The sequence below is a fragment of the Psychromonas saccharinae genome (genome assembly GCF_051201515.1).
GTDB lineage: Bacteria > Pseudomonadota > Gammaproteobacteria > Enterobacterales > Psychromonadaceae > Psychromonas.
This window is the reverse complement of sequence record NZ_CP195153.1, coordinates 457,481-477,425: the sequence shown is the minus strand read 5'-3', so window position 1 is coordinate 477,425 and position 19,945 is coordinate 457,481. Positions and strand designations below refer to the sequence as shown.

The 19,945-nt window shown below is 38.9% G+C and carries 18 protein-coding genes; 5 read left to right on the top strand and 13 right to left on the bottom strand.

The window, feature by feature from the left end:
• Window positions 1-28 precede the first annotated feature (28 nt).
• From gpsA to ACR30L_RS02115, 4 genes are read right to left on the bottom strand one after another with little or no spacing between them, the layout of a single operon-like run.
• On the bottom strand, window positions 29-1,033 hold the full coding sequence (gene gpsA / locus ACR30L_RS02130; protein ID WP_435236405.1) for an NAD(P)H-dependent glycerol-3-phosphate dehydrogenase: 1,005 nt from the start codon (window positions 1,031-1,033) through the stop codon (window positions 29-31).
• A 25-nt stretch (window positions 1,034-1,058) separates the two neighbouring features.
• Complete coding sequence (gene secB / locus ACR30L_RS02125) at window positions 1,059-1,523, bottom strand: protein-export chaperone SecB (RefSeq protein WP_435236404.1); 465 nt, start codon at window positions 1,521-1,523, stop codon at window positions 1,059-1,061.
• A 32-nt stretch (window positions 1,524-1,555) separates the two neighbouring features.
• Complete coding sequence (gene grxC, locus ACR30L_RS02120) at window positions 1,556-1,804, bottom strand: glutaredoxin 3 (protein ID WP_435236403.1); 249 nt, start codon at window positions 1,802-1,804, stop codon at window positions 1,556-1,558.
• 6 nt (window positions 1,805-1,810) lie between these two features.
• The gene (locus ACR30L_RS02115) at window positions 1,811-2,242 is read right to left on the bottom strand and encodes a rhodanese-like domain-containing protein (RefSeq protein ID WP_435236402.1); all 432 of its coding nucleotides are present in this window, start codon (window positions 2,240-2,242) and stop codon (window positions 1,811-1,813) included.
• Window positions 2,243-2,450: 208 nt separating this feature from the next.
• On the opposite strand from ACR30L_RS02115, the gene gpmM reads away from it, so the two are divergent.
• From gpmM to panM, 4 genes are all read left to right on the top strand, one after another.
• Entirely contained in the window at window positions 2,451-3,980 is a 1,530-nt protein-coding gene (gene gpmM, locus ACR30L_RS02110; RefSeq protein ID WP_435236401.1) for a 2,3-bisphosphoglycerate-independent phosphoglycerate mutase, read from the top strand.
• 102 nt (window positions 3,981-4,082) lie between these two features.
• Window positions 4,083-5,297 (top strand): murein hydrolase activator EnvC family protein, encoded by a 1,215-nt coding sequence (locus ACR30L_RS02105; protein WP_435236400.1) that lies wholly within the window; start codon window positions 4,083-4,085, stop codon window positions 5,295-5,297.
• 17 nt (window positions 5,298-5,314) lie between these two features.
• Window positions 5,315-6,127 (top strand): divergent polysaccharide deacetylase family protein, encoded by an 813-nt coding sequence (locus tag ACR30L_RS02100; RefSeq protein ID WP_435236399.1) that lies wholly within the window; start codon window positions 5,315-5,317, stop codon window positions 6,125-6,127.
• A 13-nt stretch (window positions 6,128-6,140) separates the two neighbouring features.
• Window positions 6,141-6,590 (top strand): aspartate 1-decarboxylase autocleavage activator PanM, encoded by a 450-nt coding sequence (gene panM, locus ACR30L_RS02095; protein WP_435236398.1) that lies wholly within the window; start codon window positions 6,141-6,143, stop codon window positions 6,588-6,590.
• A 104-nt stretch (window positions 6,591-6,694) separates the two neighbouring features.
• Here panM and ACR30L_RS02090 read toward each other — a convergent pair whose 3' ends face one another.
• From ACR30L_RS02090 to ACR30L_RS02080, 3 genes are all read right to left on the bottom strand, one after another.
• Complete coding sequence (locus ACR30L_RS02090; RefSeq protein WP_435236397.1) at window positions 6,695-7,294, bottom strand: DUF4136 domain-containing protein; 600 nt, start codon at window positions 7,292-7,294, stop codon at window positions 6,695-6,697.
• 31 nt (window positions 7,295-7,325) lie between these two features.
• Window positions 7,326-8,300: a tRNA dihydrouridine(20/20a) synthase DusA gene (gene dusA / locus ACR30L_RS02085; RefSeq protein WP_435236396.1), complete on the bottom strand. Its 975-nt coding sequence runs from the start codon at window positions 8,298-8,300 to the stop codon at window positions 7,326-7,328.
• 440 nt (window positions 8,301-8,740) lie between these two features.
• Window positions 8,741-11,734, bottom strand: coding sequence for a calcium-binding protein (locus ACR30L_RS02080; RefSeq protein WP_435236395.1), 2,994 nt, complete (start codon window positions 11,732-11,734; stop codon window positions 8,741-8,743).
• Between the two features lie 53 nt (window positions 11,735-11,787).
• Here ACR30L_RS02080 and ACR30L_RS02075 point away from each other — a divergent pair, with 53 nt between their 5' ends.
• On the top strand, window positions 11,788-12,825 hold the full coding sequence (locus tag ACR30L_RS02075) for an IS110 family transposase (protein WP_435236394.1): 1,038 nt from the start codon (window positions 11,788-11,790) through the stop codon (window positions 12,823-12,825).
• A 133-nt stretch (window positions 12,826-12,958) separates the two neighbouring features.
• Here ACR30L_RS02075 and ACR30L_RS02070 read toward each other — a convergent pair whose 3' ends face one another.
• From ACR30L_RS02070 to ACR30L_RS02045, 6 genes are all read right to left on the bottom strand, one after another.
• Window positions 12,959-13,306 carry a hypothetical protein gene (locus ACR30L_RS02070; RefSeq protein ID WP_435236393.1) on the bottom strand — a complete coding sequence of 116 codons (348 nt, stop codon included), beginning with the start codon at window positions 13,304-13,306 and terminating at the stop codon, window positions 12,959-12,961.
• A 141-nt stretch (window positions 13,307-13,447) separates the two neighbouring features.
• Window positions 13,448-13,825, bottom strand: a complete 378-nt coding sequence (locus ACR30L_RS02065; protein WP_435236392.1) for a hypothetical protein — start codon at window positions 13,823-13,825, stop codon at window positions 13,448-13,450.
• A gap of 34 nt (window positions 13,826-13,859) precedes the next feature.
• Window positions 13,860-15,980, bottom strand: coding sequence for a type I secretion system permease/ATPase (locus ACR30L_RS02060; protein WP_435236391.1), 2,121 nt, complete (start codon window positions 15,978-15,980; stop codon window positions 13,860-13,862).
• Window positions 15,981-15,982: 2 nt separating this feature from the next.
• Window positions 15,983-17,362 carry an HlyD family type I secretion periplasmic adaptor subunit gene (locus ACR30L_RS02055; RefSeq protein ID WP_435236390.1) on the bottom strand — a complete coding sequence of 460 codons (1,380 nt, stop codon included), beginning with the start codon at window positions 17,360-17,362 and terminating at the stop codon, window positions 15,983-15,985.
• The gene (locus ACR30L_RS02050; protein ID WP_435237862.1) at window positions 17,359-18,003 is read right to left on the bottom strand and encodes an ATP-binding cassette domain-containing protein; all 645 of its coding nucleotides are present in this window, start codon (window positions 18,001-18,003) and stop codon (window positions 17,359-17,361) included. The genes ACR30L_RS02055 and ACR30L_RS02050 overlap by 4 nt, the downstream gene beginning before the upstream one ends.
• Window positions 17,958-19,463 (bottom strand): ABC transporter transmembrane domain-containing protein, encoded by a 1,506-nt coding sequence (locus tag ACR30L_RS02045; protein ID WP_435236389.1) that lies wholly within the window; start codon window positions 19,461-19,463, stop codon window positions 17,958-17,960. Before ACR30L_RS02045 ends, ACR30L_RS02050 begins: the two co-directional genes overlap by 46 nt.
• Between the last annotated feature and the right edge of the window lie 482 nt (window positions 19,464-19,945).

Genomic DNA, 19,945 nt, shown 5'->3' with positions numbered 1-19,945 from the left:
CTTTTTTATAACAGAAAGTAAACGATTTTTACTCGTCTTTTTTACTACGAGACAATAATGCAATGGCCGCTTCTTTTACCGCTTTACCTTCATAAAGCACATAATAGATTTGCTCACATATAGGCATTTCAATACCTACTCGTTTAGCTAAGTTATACACTTCTTCTGTATTTCGATAACCTTCCACTACTTGACCGATCTCAACCTGCGCCTCATCAATGCCTTTCCCCTGCCCTAAAGCAAGCCCAAAGCGACGATTTCGCGATTGATTATCCGTACAAGTTAAGACGAGATCGCCTAATCCGGCCATACCAATAAAAGAAGATTCCTTAGCACCCAGTGCAATCCCCAAACGCGTCAATTCAACTAACCCACGTGTGATTAATGCCGTTCGCGCATTCGCTCCAAAACCTAACCCATCGCTCAAACCAGCACCAATCGCGATAACATTCTTAACGGCACCACCTAATTGAACAGCAGTAAAATCATCAGAAATATAAGCTCTTAAATTACGCTTATTATGGAAAAGGTCTGCCACCTCTTGCGTAAACTGTTTATCAGTGCCAGCCACAGCTACGGCAGTCGGCAAGCCCTTTGCCACTTCCATTGCAAAGGTAGGCCCTGAAATAGCCGCTAAAGGATAATGGTCACCAAGTACATCAACGGCAACATCTTGCAAAATACGACCGGTTTCAGCTTCCAGACCTTTGGTTGCCCAAGCAATACGATGTTGTGAGGTTAAAAATGGCTTTATTTGTTGTAGGACAATTGCAAAAACATGGCTCGGCACAACCAACAAAATATTATTTGTTGAACGAATACATTGCGCTAAATCAGTTTCAGCAGTCAGTAATTCGGGAAAAGAAACATTCGGTAAAAACTCTTTATTCTCTCGGTCTTGTTGCAATCGTTCAACATGTGCAGGCTCATGCCCCCAAAGCATTGTTCGATGCCCATTTCGAGCCAAAGATACAGCAAGGGCAGTACCGTATGATCCTGCCCCTATGACTGTAATGGCTATATCATCTGCCATTATAATACTTACCTATAAAAGTGAACTACGAATTCAATGCAGCAGCTTCAGGTTCAGCTTGTTTGCTTGCCATTGCTTGTTGGAATAAAGCATCAAAGTTAACCGGTGCAAGATTTAACTGTGGGAAAGTACCACGAGTCACTAAGCTAGCAACCGCTTCACGCGCATATGGGAATAGAATATTTGGACAAAATGCATTTAAACAATGTGCCATTTGAGTTGCTTCTAATTCACCAACAGAAAAAATACCCGCTTGTTGAACTTCACATAAGAAAGCAACATCTTCGCCTACTTTTGCAGTCGTTGTTAACGATAAAACAACTTCATAAACGTTATCTTCTAGTTTTGTGCTTTTAGTGTCGATGTCCATTGAAATTTCTGGCGCCCACTCTTTTTTAAAAACAGTTGGAGAATTTGGACATTCAAAAGAGATATCTTTTACGTAAACGCGTTGGATATTAAATTCGATTTGTTGAGGTTGCTCAGCCATGTTGTTCCCTTATTAATATGGTTAATTTATTTTTATTTTAATAATGCGTCAAGTTTGCCGCTTCGTTCTAATGCATGAAGTTCATCGCAACCACCGATAGCTTGATCATTGATCACTATCTGCGGCACTGTTCTTCCCCCCGTTAGCTTAGCCATTTTGGCTCGAACTGCAGGAGCAGAAACATCGATATTAGTATATTTCACTTGCTTTTGATCAAGTAATTTCTTGGCTCTAGTGCAATATGGACACCAGGCTGTTGTATAAATAGTTACTGTTGCCATAATTAATTACTTCTTAGTTATTGGTAAGTTTGCAGACTGCCATCCACCCATACCAGCCAATAGATTACTTACTTGTGTAAAGCCTGCTTTAGCAAGTTTTGATGCAGCACCAGAAGATCGTGTTCCAGATTCACATACCAGTATAATGGGGGTGTCTTTATGATTTTCAATACCTGCTAACTTTCCTTCTTCAATTTGTGACACAGTTATATTTTTCGCATTAACAATGTGCCCTTTCTTGTAGTCTTCTGCAGAACGCACATCGACAACAATCGCATCTTGTCGATTAATCAATAACGTCGCTTCCTGTACATTAACTGTTTTTACACCACTCAATTTACTTTGAACAAGCGTTGTGACTAATAAAACGGCGATACCGAACCAAGCGGCGGTCAGCATCATGTGATTAGAAAAAAAATCGATATATTCTTGCATCATTTATATTTATCTCTACAAAGTTGGAAAAAATTCAATAGGGAGTATACCTCGAGAAACCAAGAAGAACAGCCCAAGAACTTTCTTCACCCTTAAAATATCGCAATTTTCCACCCTATAGCGCGCTATAAAAGCTTTTTCAGTGACAATAGCAGGGAATGTAGTAAAATCTGTCCCTATAACTTTAATCTTAATGTCAAAGAGGCTTCATATGACAATTGCTAAAAAACCACTCGTTTTATTAATTATGGATGGCTGGGGTTACCGCCCAGATATGCCTGATAACGCAGTTTCAAATGCAAAAACACCTGTACTTGATCAACTATGTAAAGATTACGCAAATGATCTAATCTCTGCATCAGGTATGGATGTAGGTTTACCTGATGGGCAAATGGGTAATTCAGAAGTAGGTCACACCAACATTGGTGCGGGTCGTACGGTTTACCAAAACTTGACTAAAGTAACTAAATCAATTCAAGACGGCGATTTTTATGACAACGCTAACTTTGTTGCTGCGGTAGATAAAGCAGTTGCAGCGGATAAAGCCGTTCATATCCTAGGTCTAGCGTCTCCTGGTGGCGTTCATAGCCATGATTCACATATTTTAGCCGCCATTGAACTTGCAGCAAAACGTGGCGCTAAAAACATTCTAGTGCATGCTTTCTTAGATGGTCGTGATACACCACCACGAAGTGCAGCAAGTACATTAGCTAAATACGAAGAAAAATACCAAGAACTTGGTGTCGGTCGTACAGCAACATTAGTTGGTCGCTACTATGCAATGGATCGTGATAATCGTTGGGAACGTGTTCAAGAAGCCTATGACTTATTAACCCAAGCTAAAGCAGAATACACAGCGGATTCAGCATTAGTTGGTCTTGAAAATGCGTATGCTCGCGATGAAAATGATGAATTTGTGAAAGCAACCGTGATTGGTGAAAAAGCAGCAATCCAAGATGGCGATGCAGTATTATTCTTAAACTTCCGTGCTGACCGTGCGCGTGAATTAACCTACACATTTACAGATCCTAAATTCTCTGGTTTCGAACGTGCCGTGACACCTACAATCAATTTTGTAACCTTAACTGAATTTGCGGCAGATATTACTGCACCTGCAGCATTCCCAAGTGAAGAGTTAACTAATACCCTTGGTGAATGGTTATCAACACATGGTAAAACTCAATTACGTATTTCAGAAACTGAAAAATACGCACACGTTACTTTCTTCTTTAATGGCGGTGTTGAAGATGAATTTCCAGGTGAACAACGTTCTCTAATCAAATCGCCAGCAGTTGCAACCTATGATATGCAACCAGAAATGAGTTCTGTGGAATTAACTGAAAAATTAGTTGCAGCCATCAAAAGCGATGCCTATGACGTAATTATTTGTAACTACCCGAATGGCGACATGGTTGGCCATACCGGTGTTTACGAAGCAGCAGTTAAAGCTTGTGAAGCCGTTGATAAATGTATCGGTGACGTTGTTGCCGCATTAAAAGAAGTTGATGGTGAATGTTTAATCACTGCCGACCACGGTAATGCTGAACAAATGATTGATCCAGAAACAGGTGGCATTCATACTGCTCACACTAACTTACCCGTGCCATTTATCTATGTCGGTCGTGACGCAGAAATGTCAAAAGGTGGTCGTTTATGTGATATCGCACCAACAATGCTTAAAATAATGGATATGGAAATCCCTACAGAAATGACGGGTAGCCCATTGATTTCATTTAAATAGTTACTAACTACGCAGTATTTAGATTTTTTACTCAACTTCTTACATAAAAGTAGGTAAGATTTCTAAATACTGTATTTTAATCGAATGAGTCCGGACTTCCTAATGAACAAAATAACTTCTTGCCAACATTTCAGCATCAAGACACGCTTAATTAAATCGATTTTATTACTCATCATCTTGTCCTTTCCATTGCAAAGTAGCTTTGCTAGCGATAATTTATCTACAATACAAAACGAAATTAAAAAAAGTAAAAGTTCACAATCAACTCAAAACAAAAAACGTAAAGCATTAGAAGAAAGTGTTGCCTCACTAGAACAAGAAACCGCTGACGCAACATTAAAAATGGAGCAAACAGCAGAAAAGATTACAGCTGAAAAAGAACGCTTGTCTCAGCTTCAAGGACAAACAGGTTCGCTTCAAGAAGAAAAAGAAAAACAACAAAAACTTTTAGAGCAACAATTAGTAAGTGCTTATATGAGTGGCCAAGATGACTTGGTCAAATTAATGTTAAACCAAGACGACTTAAGCCAAGTTATCCGTGCAAAAAGTTACTATTTCTACCTCAATAAAGCCCGTTTTAAAAGTATCGACGACTTACAAAAAGCACAAAAAAGTATCGATGATAACCAAGCTGATCAAAATAGTGCTTTGGCATCTTTAGAAAAATTGTACGATGAACAAAAAGCGACCAAAGAAAAATTATTAGCACAGAGCGTTGCTCGTACCAAAGCACTAAAAGAATTAAAACAAGATTTGAATTATCAAAAGGCTCGTATTGCTCAACTGAACGAAGCCGCAAAAAAATTAAAAGCAAAACTTAAACAACAACAAGCCGCTCGAGCAAAACAAGAGCAAGTCGCCAAAACTCAACCTAAAATTGAGCGAATTCGCAAACAAAACGAAGATCAAACGCACTCAAGTATTAGCCTGATGAAAGGTAAATTAGATTGGCCAATTCGTGGTCATGTTCTAGCTAAATTTGGTAGTCAACGCAGTAGTCAAGTTAAATGGAATGGTATCTCTATTGCCGCAAACGAAGGTGAAAAAGTGCGTGCAGTTGCAACTGGGCGAGTACTGTTTGCTGGCTACTTCAAAGGATACGGAATGGTTATTGCGCTCGATCACAGCGATGACTACATCACGCTTTACGGATACAACCAAACACTATTACAAAAAACAGGTGATATCGTACTTGAAGGTGATGCAATCGCACTAGCAGGTCACAGTGGTGGGCAAGATAAAAATACCCTTTATTTTGAAATTAGTCATAAAGGGAAAGCACAAAATCCAGAAAGCTGGCTTAAAAAACACCCTTAATCCCAGAAAAAATTAATATGCTACGTATCCAACTCGTCGTTTTGTTTCTCACTTTATGCCAAAGTATTGGCAATTGTGCAGAAGCAAACGGCTCATTATCGATTGTTATCGATGATTTAGGTTATACCCCAAAAGATTTACAAGCCCTCTCTTTACCAATAGCCGTAACCTTCTCTATTCTTCCCTTCACTCCACAAGGAAAAAAAATAGCTAAACTTGCACAACAACAAGGTCGAGAAATTTTAGTGCACGTCCCAATGCAAGCAAAAAGCAACAACCATTTACTCGGTAAAGGGGCATTGATGTCATCAATGCACGAAAAAGAATTCAAAGCAATGTTACGCCAAGATTTACATTTCCTTCCCAATGCAAAAGGTATCAACAATCATATGGGGAGTTTGCTCACAGAACAAAGTGAGCCTATGCGCTGGACCATGGAAGTATTATTTGAACGCGGATTATATTTTTTAGATAGCCGAACCAGTGCCAATAGCCTTGCTGAAACTACTGCTAATCTATTAGATGTACCGGTGTTAAAACGCCATGTTTTTTTAGATAATATCAAAAAACCAGAAGCCATGAACCAGCAATATCAAACGGCCTTAGCTCTAACCCGCACACATCAACACGTTATTATTATTGCACATCCCTATCCTGAAACACTCAAATTTCTTAATGATAAATTTACACAGGAATCGGAAATCAATAAATTAGTCTCACTTGAAACATCAATATCATCGATACAACGCTCAGCCATGGCATTAAAAAAACAAGCATTTCAACAGGCAAATAATTTACCGATTTCCAACTCAATTCCAGTATCACAATAAAAGAAGCTTAGATATGCGTTTATCTGTTTTCTCTCCTAAAAAATCAGCTCAATTATTCATCGATCTTCGTAAAATATACCACGATTACTTACCAGCAGAACAACTAACCGATGAGTGCCTCAGTACCTTAATCACACAAGCGGATTCATCATTATATGTAACCCTATTTAATGGCCGGCATTTAGGTGCAATACAAGTAACAATAAAAAAAACCACTGCAGCATTAAGTTTATTAACGGTTAGAGCCTTAACGAGGCGGCGAGGCGTTGCAACAAACCTCCTAAGAGAAGTCGAAAAACAACTTAAAATAGACGGTATTAATAATATAACAATGGACTATAGCGAAATTTTACAGGGGGAAAAAGAAGGGCTCATTTTGTTTATGCAGGCAAATGGCTACTATATCAATCAAGATACTAGCACCTTACAAAAATCCTTATCTGATGAAGATCTAACTAGCTGATAATATTAATTGAACCAATATTATTTTAGTTATTAGCGTTTACGATTAGTGACATTAACCATTGAGTAAATGATCTGAAAGTCACCTCTCAGAGCATTTCAACATTATCTTCCGGCTTTAGGAAAGCGACCGAGCATTGAATGTAATAAAATCTGCATTCGCCCTTTCCTATTTAAATGAGCTTGCTCTTGTAAATCTTTAAAGCCAAGTAATGCAGAGCGCCAATAGACTTTTTCTAACGGTGAATCAAGTACATTCAGCAATAATGTACCTTGGGGGTAACTAGGTTTCAACACCGCCTTATTACTCGGTAATAAACCAAATCGGCTCTGTAATGATTGAGTCGCAGGCGTATCTTTTAATGCATATAAAAAACCAATAACCACATCCGCTTGAACACCAACGGGTTGATATTGATACCCCTTAGTTTCTAAATAATCAATTAACTCTTGTCGAATATAATTCTGGACCTCAATTTGTTGAGTTGATGTGTCCGGCGATAACACTTCACTGTAATCATCATTCCAAGCAAATGTCGTAAAAGCAGGTAAAACTTTCGAGGGTTCTGCGCTCGTCACGACCAACATTCGTTGTTCTTTCTTTTCTACCTTTGATACTTCCTGTTCTTTTTCCGATGTACTGCTACAGGCAGACAAAACAAAAAGTGATGTTAATAAACACGTTATTACAGCAATATTTTTCATTTTTACCTCTAATTTCACATAGATTAAGGACTTACTCTTCAAGCACAAACGAAGCGGCTTTTTTCATCACTTCAACGTCAGCACCTGGTTTATGACCATTCTCACTCAGATGGCGACGCCATGCACGAGCTCCTGGCAGACCTTGAAAAAGTCCCAACATATGACGTGCAATATGATTAAAATAAGCCCCATTAGTAAGTTGTTTTTCAATATAAGGATACATTTTTTCTAAAATATCGAAGCGAGTCAATACGTTATCTTGACTGCCAAATAGACGCTGATCAACAGTACTCAATAAATAAGGATTAGCATAAACTTCTCGGCCAAGCATTACACCATCTAAATGTTGCAAATGCGCTTCACATTCATCTAACGTTTTAATACCGCCATTAATGGCAATGGTCAGCTCTGGAAAATCTTTTTTCAACTGATAAACACGTTCATAATCCAGTGGAGGAACATCTCTGTTTTGTTTTGGACTTAAACCGCTTAACCATGCTTTACGGGCATGTACAATAAAAGTATCGCAACCTTTATCGGCCACTTGAGAGATGAAATCACATAAAAACGCATAGGAATCTAAATCATCAATACCGATACGAGTTTTAACCGTAACAGGTAATCCCGAAGCATCTTTCATTGCACTCACCGCATCACCAACTAATACCGGTTCAGCCATTAAACAAGCACCAAAACGTCCATTTTGCACACGATCAGAAGGACAACCTACATTTAGGTTGATTTCATCGTAACCACGCTCTTTTCCCGCCAAAGCCGACTTTGCCAAATCAACAGCGGCAAAACCACCTAATTGCAGACAAACGGGATGTTCAGCATCGTCTTTCTTAAGGTAATCCCCCTTCCCATATAAAATCGCCCCCGTTGTCACCATTTCACTATAAAGCAACGTATTTTTACTAATCACGCGGTGAAAATAACGGCAATGCCTATCAGTCCAATCAAGCATGGGGGCAATGGAAAAGCGGTTTGAGGGGAAGTCTTGCATAGAACACCAGTATTAATATTAAAAAGATAATCAACCAGCCAGCAACAAATTTACTATCTAAATGAAGGCTTATGAAGGTTTATTATATCAGATATAATGCTTTTAAATAGACGCATTAATAAGTTAGCTCTCCAATCATTAATAATGTATAAAAATCATAAATTAACTTTAAATTATACAACTTTCTACTTCAATTCTATCCAAATACTTAATACTTCTCTCGTAAATTAAAACTAAGGTAATGGTTGCATTAAAAGTTATACGTTCTAAAACGTTAATAATGCAGAATAATATGACACTTAAATAAAACTGATGAAATGACATAAAAAAATCCGATGTCTTTTGAACATCGGATTTTAATCTCATTCAGCTAAAAATTATTATTTTTCTTAACTGATCGACATTAGCAATATACAATCTTTATTATTTCAATAAAAAATTTATGCTGCTTGCCATGTCGCAACTATTGATACTGCAATTTCATCTTTAACCTGCTGAGATAATTCCAGATTTCCAGCTGCAGGATTGTCAAAACCAGCCATTGCTGAAATTAGAGCATCAACATTATTACTTGATAACATATCTGCACCAGCATAAATTTCATCTATTTGATAAGCTTCATCTACAAACCAATCATCAACGGTTATCTGATCATCTGAACCAGAGAAGTCGATAACCAGATCATCATCATTTCGGGTCAACCAAATATCCTCTTTATCAATACCTTCACTTAATATTAACTGATCAGTTTCATCTGCAATATTAGAGAAGTTATTAATGGTCTCTTGAGCATCTCCACGCGAAAACTGATAAGCATCGTTACCTTGACCACCAATCAATTTATCATTACCGGCTCCGCCAATTAGTATGTCAGCCCCATCACCACCATTTAAGTAGTCATCACCATCACCGCCATGCAGTTCATCATTACCTGCTTCACCATTAAGGGTGTCATTGCCAGCCTCGGCAATCAGGATATCATCTCCTGCGGTACCCGCCATTACATCATCATCAGCGGTACCGTAAATGGTTTTACTTAAGTCTAATAAGTCTTGCGACGTTAAAATGGTGCCATCTGCAAAGACCACCTCTTCAATGCGGTATTGACTATTACCAAACGCAGACTCGATGGTTATACTATCGCTCGCTACACCCGTCGGATCGACTATCGTTAGGACAATATCCTCGCCCATACGAGCGACTGACACTTGCTCGCGTAATATCCCTTCACCCAATTCAAGGCGATCTGTTGAAGCGCCATGAATGTCTTTGTCACGGATAATGTCGTTACCATCACCACGATTAAAGATATAGGTTTCTGTTCCAAGACCACCTATCAGTAAATCATCACCTAAGCCACCGGTCAATGTGTTGGTTGCTGAGTTCGCCTGATTATAGTAAGAGCTCCAAGAGCCTGCGCTGGTTGGCGTGGCCACGGTGAGCGTATCGTTACCGGCACCACCATCAAGGGTATTATTCCCAGAATAAGCCACCGCTAGGCTGTCATTACCAGCCCCACCTTCTAGCACGTCATTGCCGGTGCCACCTTGTAGTACGTCATCACCATCTTCACCATATAACGTGTCGTTGCCCGTGCTACCGTCAAGCGTATCAACACCTGCACCACCATTAAGGACATCATTACCCGCACCAGCATTCAGGCTGTCATCACCATCACCGCCATACAGTTCATCATTACCAACACCACCATAGAGCTTATCTGCGCCAACATTACCCAACAAAGTGTCATTTCCTCCCATTCCATAGATAATGTCATCACCGCCAAGACCGTCAAAATTCTCATCCCGTGCATCGTAACCAATAACAAGATCATCACTTTCGGTAATAACATTTACGGCATCAAGGATAAATGCTTTATCCCATATCGTACCGTCTGAAAAACAGATGTTATCTATTGCATAAGGACTAGTTCCACTTTCACTAAAAAAGGACTTCACATAGATTTGATCATCAGCTAGACCATTAATAAGTAGGTCATCCCCCTCACGTAGCAACTCAATATCAGCTGATGTAATTGTCTCATCAAATTGAATATTATCTATTGAGCTTGCATCTCCATCATAATTATAAATTGTGTCCTTACCATGACCAACTGAAAATAAATATAAATCCGCTCCATTTGCTCCCGTTAAATCATCATTTCCAGTTCCACCAATTAAGGTGTCGTCTCCATCCCCACCATTAAGTTCATCATTACCGGCATCTCCTGAAAGCTGATCATTACCACCATACCCCCAAACAACATCATCCCCTTCTAAAGCATTAATCTGGTCAACATCTTGTGAGCCGAAGATATTATTATCCTGAGCATCAATATCGACAGGAAATTTCGACTGAATTTGATCTGTATCCCAACGAATATCTGACTCAAATAAAATACTCTCGATAGGGCTGTCTAATGTGCCATCAAAGTTATAGAAATTATCAACCTGAATACTATCTCCTGTTGCCAAACCATTCTCATCAAGGCGCTCAATAAAAACAGAAGTGACATTTCGAGACAAACGAATATTGTCCGTTGTATACCCATCACCAAGATATATCGTATCTGTTCCATTGCTATCTAAAATCCGATCACTACCATGACCTTGTGAAAATTTGTATATATCATCACCATTTTTGCCATACAGCAGGTCATCTCCAGCTCCACCATCAATAACGTCATTTTCGTTACTTCCTTGCAACGTTTCTGCAAGATCAGTCCCTGTAATCCACGAACTAGTTAATATGCTTTCTAACGAAGGACTTTGCGCGACTAAACTAACAAAACTTTCCTGCAGACTCTCTCGATAAGTGGATGAATATGTACCTAAGTCTTCAGCAATATCTACAATATTTTTAATTTTTTCAATTGTTTCAAATTCACTAAGCTGGTCATTCTTAGTAAACGTTAATATCATGGTTTCAAACTGCTCAAAATCAACAACCATTCCACTGCCATCAGTACTATAATCAGAAGAGATCCAAGTGAAGTACTCTTTATATTCCGTTTGCGCTAACAACTGCGCTTCAACATAAGCGGCAAACTCTTCAAATTCAGCAATTAACAAAGGGGCAGCTTTACCATGAGGATTAGGATCTTTTTCCCCCCAGCACCAAGTTCCTTCGTATCCTTGCCCGACTAACGCTTCAAGTGTTTCTAATTGGCGCGCGTCCATGACATGACCATAAATTTGAGAAGGATCACGACTATAAGGATCTACATCGGACACACCTGCCCATTCATAAATGATGGTTTCTATCATTTCATGCCTAGTATCGGCATCCGTTTCAGCGACATATTGCTCAATTAATGTTTGTAATGTTTCGTTTTCAGCCATCGCATTATGTAAATCTGACACCGTACCAAAAGCAATAATGTCAGGTAGTGCTTCAATTTCATAGGAAACCTCAACAGATGTATGGACTCCCATCTCCCTCGGGAGTAGCGTAATAAGTAACCAAACTTTTACCAAGGAGTCCATACATGAGTAATTGTAATATTCTTGCTATTGATTTAGCAAAAAATTTATTCCAGGTTTGTAAAACAGATAAGCACGGTAATGTTATTTTCAACAAAATATTCACTCGAAAAAAATTAAAAGAATTGTTGATTCGAGAAAAACAATCTCTTGTTGCAATGGAGTCTTGCAGCGGTACCCATTATTGGGCTCGTTACGCAAAACAAGCGGGCCATCATGTTAAAGCGATTAATGCTCGGAAAGTAAAAGCGTTTCTTCAAGGACAGAAAACCGATGCGAATGATGCATTAGCTATTTCAGTTGCAGCTCGCCAACCTCATATTAAACCTAGCCGCTTAATATCAGCTGAAGAACAATGCTTGCAAGGTATTGAATGCATACGAGACCTATTGGTTAAACAGAGGATTAGTTTGAGTAATCAAATCCGCGCTTTATTACTTGAGCTTGGTCATAGTATTGCTCAGACAGATGCGCAACTGATGAAAAATATTCCGGATATTTTTGAAGATGCAAACAATGATTTAACACCTGCATTTCGTTTTTCACTGAATATTGTTTGGCAACGCTTTTTAAATACCATTGAAGAAATAAAATTGATTGAACAAAAACAAAAGGTATTAATTAGCCAGGATAAGACTTGCAAGCGACTACAAGCACTCGAAGGTGTAGGTCCAGTTTGTGCGATATTGATAAAAATAGCGTTAGGCAATGTGACTCACTTTAAGAACGGTCGTGAAGCCTCAGCTTGTTTTGGTTTAACACCCGTACAGCATAGTAGTGGCGGTAAAGAAAAAATAGGCTCAATCTCTAAAATGACAGGCAATAAAAAGCTGCGTAGTGCTTTGTATAAAGGTGCATTAGCTGTTGTCTCTCAACTAGAAAAAAGAGAAAGTCGGACTCAAAAAGATATTTGGTTAAAAAACTTAATTGCCCGTAGAGGAAAAAAAATAGCAGCGATTGCTTTAGCAAATAAAACAATGCGCACAGCTTTTGCATTATTAAAAAATGATCAAGATTACAAGCCACAATTATTGGTGGCTTAATAAATAGTCAAAAAGAGCGATTAAAAACAGGTAAGACCAACCTTCAATAGACTGTTAGGGTCTGAAGTTTAATAAAACTGCTCAACAGAAAAGTCATGAAGGTGCGAAAACATCAGCGGCCAGAGGTAGCTCCTCAAATTGAGCCCGTATATAAGCTAGCATCTAACCTTCGTTTATAATTTTTTTTTGACATACGGTGGGAGTCCATATAAGAGGCTTGTATACGTTGTGCATTATCCACTTGAAACCAAACATCAGCCGTTTCACGCTCTGTACCATCGGTCATGGTCATGGTTGAGGTTAATTGATGTTCATTTCCGTTACCATCAATAAACTCACTCGATTCAGCGTCAACACTAATGCTTTCTATATTCCATTCATCCAGGGTTTTTAATTCACCGTCATCAACGTTCGCATTACCATCAAAATCTTGCCACACTTTTAGCTCTTGCCATGTATCGTCTTCAGCAGAAATACTCATAAAAATTCCTTTTCATTAAAGTTAACAAAACTAATAGGTAGTCTTTAAAATTTTTATTGCGACTAAAATATAGATTTCGATACCTCATACTTATTAGTAGCAATCCATACATACAATATTAAATATTTTCCTCACTAATTATTAATTAGCCCAAGATAATTTCATTGAACAAAGTATAAAAATCTTATAATCAGCTTTTATCTCTAACCTTGAGGTATAAACTTTCCCTTCAAGATTAGGCAGTTTGTCAAAACAAAATGCAGATGCCCTTTTTTCGTATCTATTTATACATTCTTCTGTGGTTCCAAAACCATTTCTTATGTCCACGCCATTTTGTTCGCATATTGAATGCATCTCATTATTAAATGCAAGTTTCACCTCTCGGCCTGAAACAGATGAAGAAGACACCGTATCAAGTAATTTTATTACTGTTACTTTATTGCTAAATTCAAAAAAATCACCGTTATACAAACTATAACCAGCAGCTAATAAAACTACGATAAATATTATTTTTTTCATTTTTACACCTATTTTTAATTACTTAATATAAATATCACTGCACCTGACTCGCCCATAGCCTTGCATATTTTTCTTTTCCTTTAAGCAAAACCTGATGACAACCCGACTCGCTTATCTGCCCGCTTTCAATCACAAAAATACGGTCGCAGTGTCTTATGGTATTTAAACGGTGGGCAATACTAATTACCGTACGCCCCTTGGTGATTTCTGGTAATCGGCTGATAATCGCGGCTTCCGATTCATAATCGAGCGCACTGGTCGCTTCATCGAGCACCAGTATTTTAGGATTGGTGATTAAGGCGCGCGCGAGGGCTAAACGCTGTTTTTGACCGCCCGACAAACTGCCACCGCGCTCGCCTATTTGTGTGTTGTAACCCTGGGCTAGTTGCTCAACAAACTGATGCGCACCCGCCAGTTTGGCTGCATTAATCACCTGCTCATCGCTGGCTTGCGGCAGGCACTGGCGAATATTGTCGGTTACCGTGCCGGAAAAAAGATGACTTTCTTGCAGTACAATACTCATGCTACGACGTAGTTCAACGGGGTCGGCAATCGCCAGATCCAGACCATCAATATAGACTTCACCCGACGTTGGATTGTATAGCCGTTGCAATAATTTGGTCACGGTGCTTTTACCCGAGCCAGAGCTGCCAGTGATGCCGATAAATTCACCGGGTTTAATATCAAAACTTAAGTTACTAATCACCTCGGGGGCATCACTTTGATAACGAAACCGCACCTGTTTAAAACTAATCGCGCCATTTACTTCGGGGTTAGATGCTAAACCTTCAGCGCCCGCTTCAGTTTCTTCCGATAGAATATCGCCAATCCGATTAAGCGAAATAAGTGTATGTTGAAAATCCTGCCAGATTTGTGCTAACCGTAAAATAGGCTGAGTTACCTGTCCGGCTAGCATATTAAAAGCAACGAGTTCACCGGCGGTTAAATCACCCGTTAACACTAATTTCACTCCCCACCACAGTAATAATGCAGCCGTAACTTTTTGAATAAGGCTAATGCCTTGCTGCGCCCAAATACTGGTAATACGTGCTTTAAACCCGGCTTTGAGTTGAACGGCTAATTTAAGTTGCCATTCCTTAATAAACCCCGGTTCAACGGCACTGGTTTTAATGGTTTCAACGCCGGTAATGGCTTGATTTAAAAAAGCGCTATTATCAGCTGTGCGTTCAAAATGGGTATTAACACGGGCACGCAGTGTCGGGCCAACAAAAATCCAGAATAAGAAATACAGAACTAATGAGCCAAGCACCACCCAAGTCAACTTCGGTGCATAAGCAAATAACACGGCAATAAAAACAAAAATAAACAATAAATCGAGAAGCATACTTAATGCTGAGCCAGAGAGAAATTGTCGCACCTTATCCATTTCTCGGACACGCGCGGTTATCTGTCCGGTTTGGTGCTGATTAAAAAAGGACATTGGTAAGGCAAGTAGATGTCGATACAGGCGACTGTTAAGCTCAGCCGTTAGTTTGCCAGCTAAGTTAGCAAACAACCATGAACGCAAATATGAAAAGATGGGTTCAAAAAGAGCAAGTGCCATCATGGCAATCGCTAATACTTGCAAGCTGGACAAACTGCGGCTAACTAATACTTTATCAATAACATTTTCAAACAGCAGTGGTGTCACTAGGGCAACGAACTGAATAAATAATGAAACAAGTAATACGCTTTTTGCTTGTTTAATATGCTTTATCACCGAAGGAATAAACCACGAAAATCCGAATTCAATGTTGCTTTTATTCGCCGGTTTTTCAGCGAGCAGAATCACTTTTTTATCGCTAAGTGATGCCCATTCTTTTTTGGGTAAATTAATCAATTGTTTACTGATTGGGCGCTGTAGCTGTACCTGCTCACCCCGACTCGCTAACATCACGCAGTATTGCCCATTAATCTGAGTTAAGGCAGGCATTGGGAGATGCTCTAATCTCTCTACTTCAATAGTTTCAATACGCGCTTTTAGGCCAACCCAAGCAGCACAGCGACAAAGATCTAATTGGTCAGCCACACCTTCTTGTAGACCCAACTTATGCTGCAGAGCACGTTCAGAAATGGCTTTATCAAAATACCCACCGGCAATTTTTAATGCCATTATTCCTGGGTCGCACTGCGTTTGCTGTTGATTATTGTCCATGATCAACGCTCTCTCAATGCTTCAGACTGATACTGCTGTAACGGACTGAGTAGATAGTCAATCACACGCCGATCACCGGTTTTTATTTCCGCCATTACGCTCATACCCGCGCTTAAATCAACGAGATTGTCTTCAACAAGAATTTCGCTACTCGCCAGTTTTATTCGCGCGGGAAAAACTAGCCCTAATTGTTCATCTTGCACAGCATCCCGTGAGATATATAACACCTCACCACTGATCGTCCCGTATTTAGTGAAGGGGAAACTGTCGATTTTAATTTCAACCGTTTGCCCAGCTAATATAAAACCAATATCTCTATTTAGTACATTAACTTCGGCTTCTAACTCCGCCTGTACTGGCACAACGACCATTAATGCTTGGGCCGGTGTCACGACGCCACCCAATGTATGAATATCAAGTTGCTGAACCATTCCAGCGACGGGTGAACGTAAAGTCTGCCTACGCAAATGCTCCTGTGATTTAATCAATTCCTGCTTAATTTGCACTAAGTTGGTGTCAATCTGATTTAATGCTTGGTAATACTCTCGTCGCTTTTGTGCTAACAGCGTATTTATTTGTTTAGTAATGCTAAGCTGTTGAGCACTGAGGACTTTATATTCTGATCTTAAGCTACTTATATTACGTTGGGTTTCAAGTAACTCGGTTTCCTGCTCAAGCAGTTCAACTCTTGATATTGCTTTACTTGCGGCGAGTTTTTTTCTTGCATTGAGGCGTAATTCAATATTTTTCTTTAATATTGATTGTGATGTTAAGTCTCTTCTATTTGCAGTCTGTTGCGCATCATTAATTAATTTATCTGCCTGAAGTTGTTGAAGTGATGCCTGCGTTTCATCAACTTCACTTTTTAACTGCGCTCGTATTCTTTGTACTTGTAAAGGTTTAGCAGTTTCTGGAGGAACAAAGTTATTTTCAGGATCGTCAGTTAGCAAGGCATTCAGTCTTGCCGATTCTAACTCTGCATAAGAAATCTGTTGGGTTAATCGTGCGATTTCAGCGTGAATATCGACAGTATTAAATTCAATTAAAATATCGCCTTTTTTAACACGCTGGCCGTCTTTTACATTAATAGCTGACACTTCTCCTTGCTCAAGGGGTTGTATGATTTTTGAATGACTTGAAACCATTAATCGCCCCTGTGCCGCAGCATGTATATCCATTCGCCCTAAAATCGACCAGGCTAATACTGCAATCAAAAAACTCGTTAATATAAGGGCTGTCAATCTCGCTTTAGGCGCAGGAGGCTTTTCAATCACATCGAGATGCGCAGGGAGAAACTCATATTCCTCTCGCATTCTTTTAGGGTCGGGTTGGTTATTTTTCTGCTGTTTTAAGGCACTAACGATGGCTTTAATGTGTTTCATGCCTTATCTTCCTCTCGTATTTCACTTTGACGTTTCCATAAATCGGCATAACGTCCATCCTCCGCCAGTAATAACTGATGCGAGCCTTGTTCAATAATGTCTCCATTTTCTAGAAATAAAATCCGATCACATTGTTTAACCGTTGATAGCCGATGAGCAATGGTAATTACCGTCCGTCTTGCCGCTATTTTTTCCATATTGCTTAACACGATTTGCTGTGTTTCATCATCGAGTGCACTGGTTGCTTCATCGAAAATAAGAATTGAGGGGGAGCCCATTAGTGCACGAGCAATGGCTATGCGTTGTTTTTGTCCACCCGATAAAGAGCTACCGCTTTCAGCGAGTACGGTGTCGTATCCCATTGACAGCTGTAGAATAAAATCATGTGCGCCCGCTAACTTGGCAGCTTCAACGACTTGAGAAAAATCACAGGCTGGATACTTAATGGCGATATTTTCACGAACGCTAAGGTTAAAGAGATAATTTTCTTGCAAAACAACACCGATTTGACTACGCAAATATAATGCAGAAAGTTGGTTGATGGGCATACCATCGAATAAAATAGTACCGGACTCTACTAAATAAAGTTTTTGAATTAAACGCGTAAAGGTGCTTTTACCTGATCCAGAGGGTCCGACAATTCCAATATTCTCGCCAGCATTAATGCTAACGTAAGATTTTGTAGAACAAGCGGTAAATCAGGCTGATAGCGAAAGTTAACTTGAGAGAAAAACAACTGACCAGAAAGAGCTGTTGTAGGGTTATGATCGCCACTGTTTATTTCTGTCGGTAAGTTTAAGACATCACCTAACTTATCAACGGCAACGCGTGTTTGTACAAATTGTTGCCATAATTCAACCAGTTTTGCCATGGGCTGATTTACATGGCTAACCATCATGTTAAAAGCGATTAATTGACCAATGGTCATCTCTAAATTAATCACCATATTAGCGCCAACCCAGATTATAAGAACGCTGGTAACACGTTGAAGTAGGTTAACACTTTGATTAACACCAGCTTGTAGCGTTTGTGTTGAAAAATTAGCTTTAACAACCTCCTGCGTTTGTTGTTCCCACTTACGTTGAAAAATAGGTTCAATCGCTAAACTTTTTACAGTTTCACTCCCATAAATGGTTTCCGTTAAAAACGCTGTATTTTGGGCGCCGCACTGAAACTGATGCTCAATACGTTTTTCCAACGGTTTTGCTGTTAACCAAGCGATTAATAAATACAGAGGAAGAATGGCTAATACGATAAAAGTAAGTTGAGCCGATAAATAATACATGACGCCAAGAAAGACAAAAGTAAAACTAACATCGACAAGTAAAGTTAAAGCCGCCCCTGTCAATAAATTTCGGATACTATCTAACTCACTTACGCGGGTGACAATGACACCAACTTGTCTGCTTTTGAAATAGGCGAGAGGTAATCCAAGAAGATGTTTAAAAAGCTTAAGCCCAAGACGAATATCAACACGGTTTGTGGTGTGAACGAATAAATATTCACGTAGCCCTTTAATCACCACCTCAAATACACCAACAATAAGCAAAACCATTACCAATACATCAAGCGTTGATAGTGCGTTATGCACTAACACTTTATCCATCACGACTTGAAAAAATAACGGTAAGATTAATGCCAGAATTTGCAAAAATAGAGATAGCACTAAGACTTCGCCAAGTAACCCTTTAAAGCGAACAAACTCAGGAATAAACCAACTGACATCAAAATTAAGTTTACTTTCTGAAATGGAAACAATCTTGCCAGACCAAATTGATTCAAGGTCAGCAATAGAGATAACTTCTGGTGATGGATGTTCTGCACGTTGAATTAACGCTTTATCATCGGCTAGTTTAGCTAAGACAATATGCTCACCCTCTACCGTTTCAAAACTTAACGGTAGTTTATTTGCACTAAGTTTTTTCCATTTTACTTGGGATTGCTTAAGGGTAAGACCATAATGTTTAGATAGTTGCTTTAGGTATTGTGCAAATTTTTTGTAACCAGCATCGAACTCAATCGGAATAAGCTTAATGCCGTTCAACTGTATGAGAATATCACAGCACTTTAATGCTGATGGGGTAACACTTCCTGTGTTCACAATACATTCCTTTGTTATTTTAGTAAGTCGTTTTCTTCCGATAAAAATGACTTAATCATTTAATTCCAATTTAACAATTTATTACTGATTATTGATTATTGATTATTGATTATTGATTATTGATTATTGATTATTGATTATTCAATGATTTTTATTAAGGAGATTATCATTCTAGAAAGGAGGGAAAAATGCAAGAAATACGAACAAAAAAGGTAAAAAAAATGAATAATGCATCACAGATATAAAATTAACTGATAATTTTTTAATTTTCTTAATTTAAATTTGGTTAGAAGTAAAAATAGTAAACAAGGTAAAAATACACTCGCTTAATAATCAGATAAACATGATATTTTAGTTATCACTTTTTTGTAGAACGAACTGTCTCACCTCAATAGCCGTGTTGAAATTCGCCCAACCGTTACATTATTGGCAGCAGTGTGTAACGTCCCGATTCAATACAACCATATCTATCATTTATTATG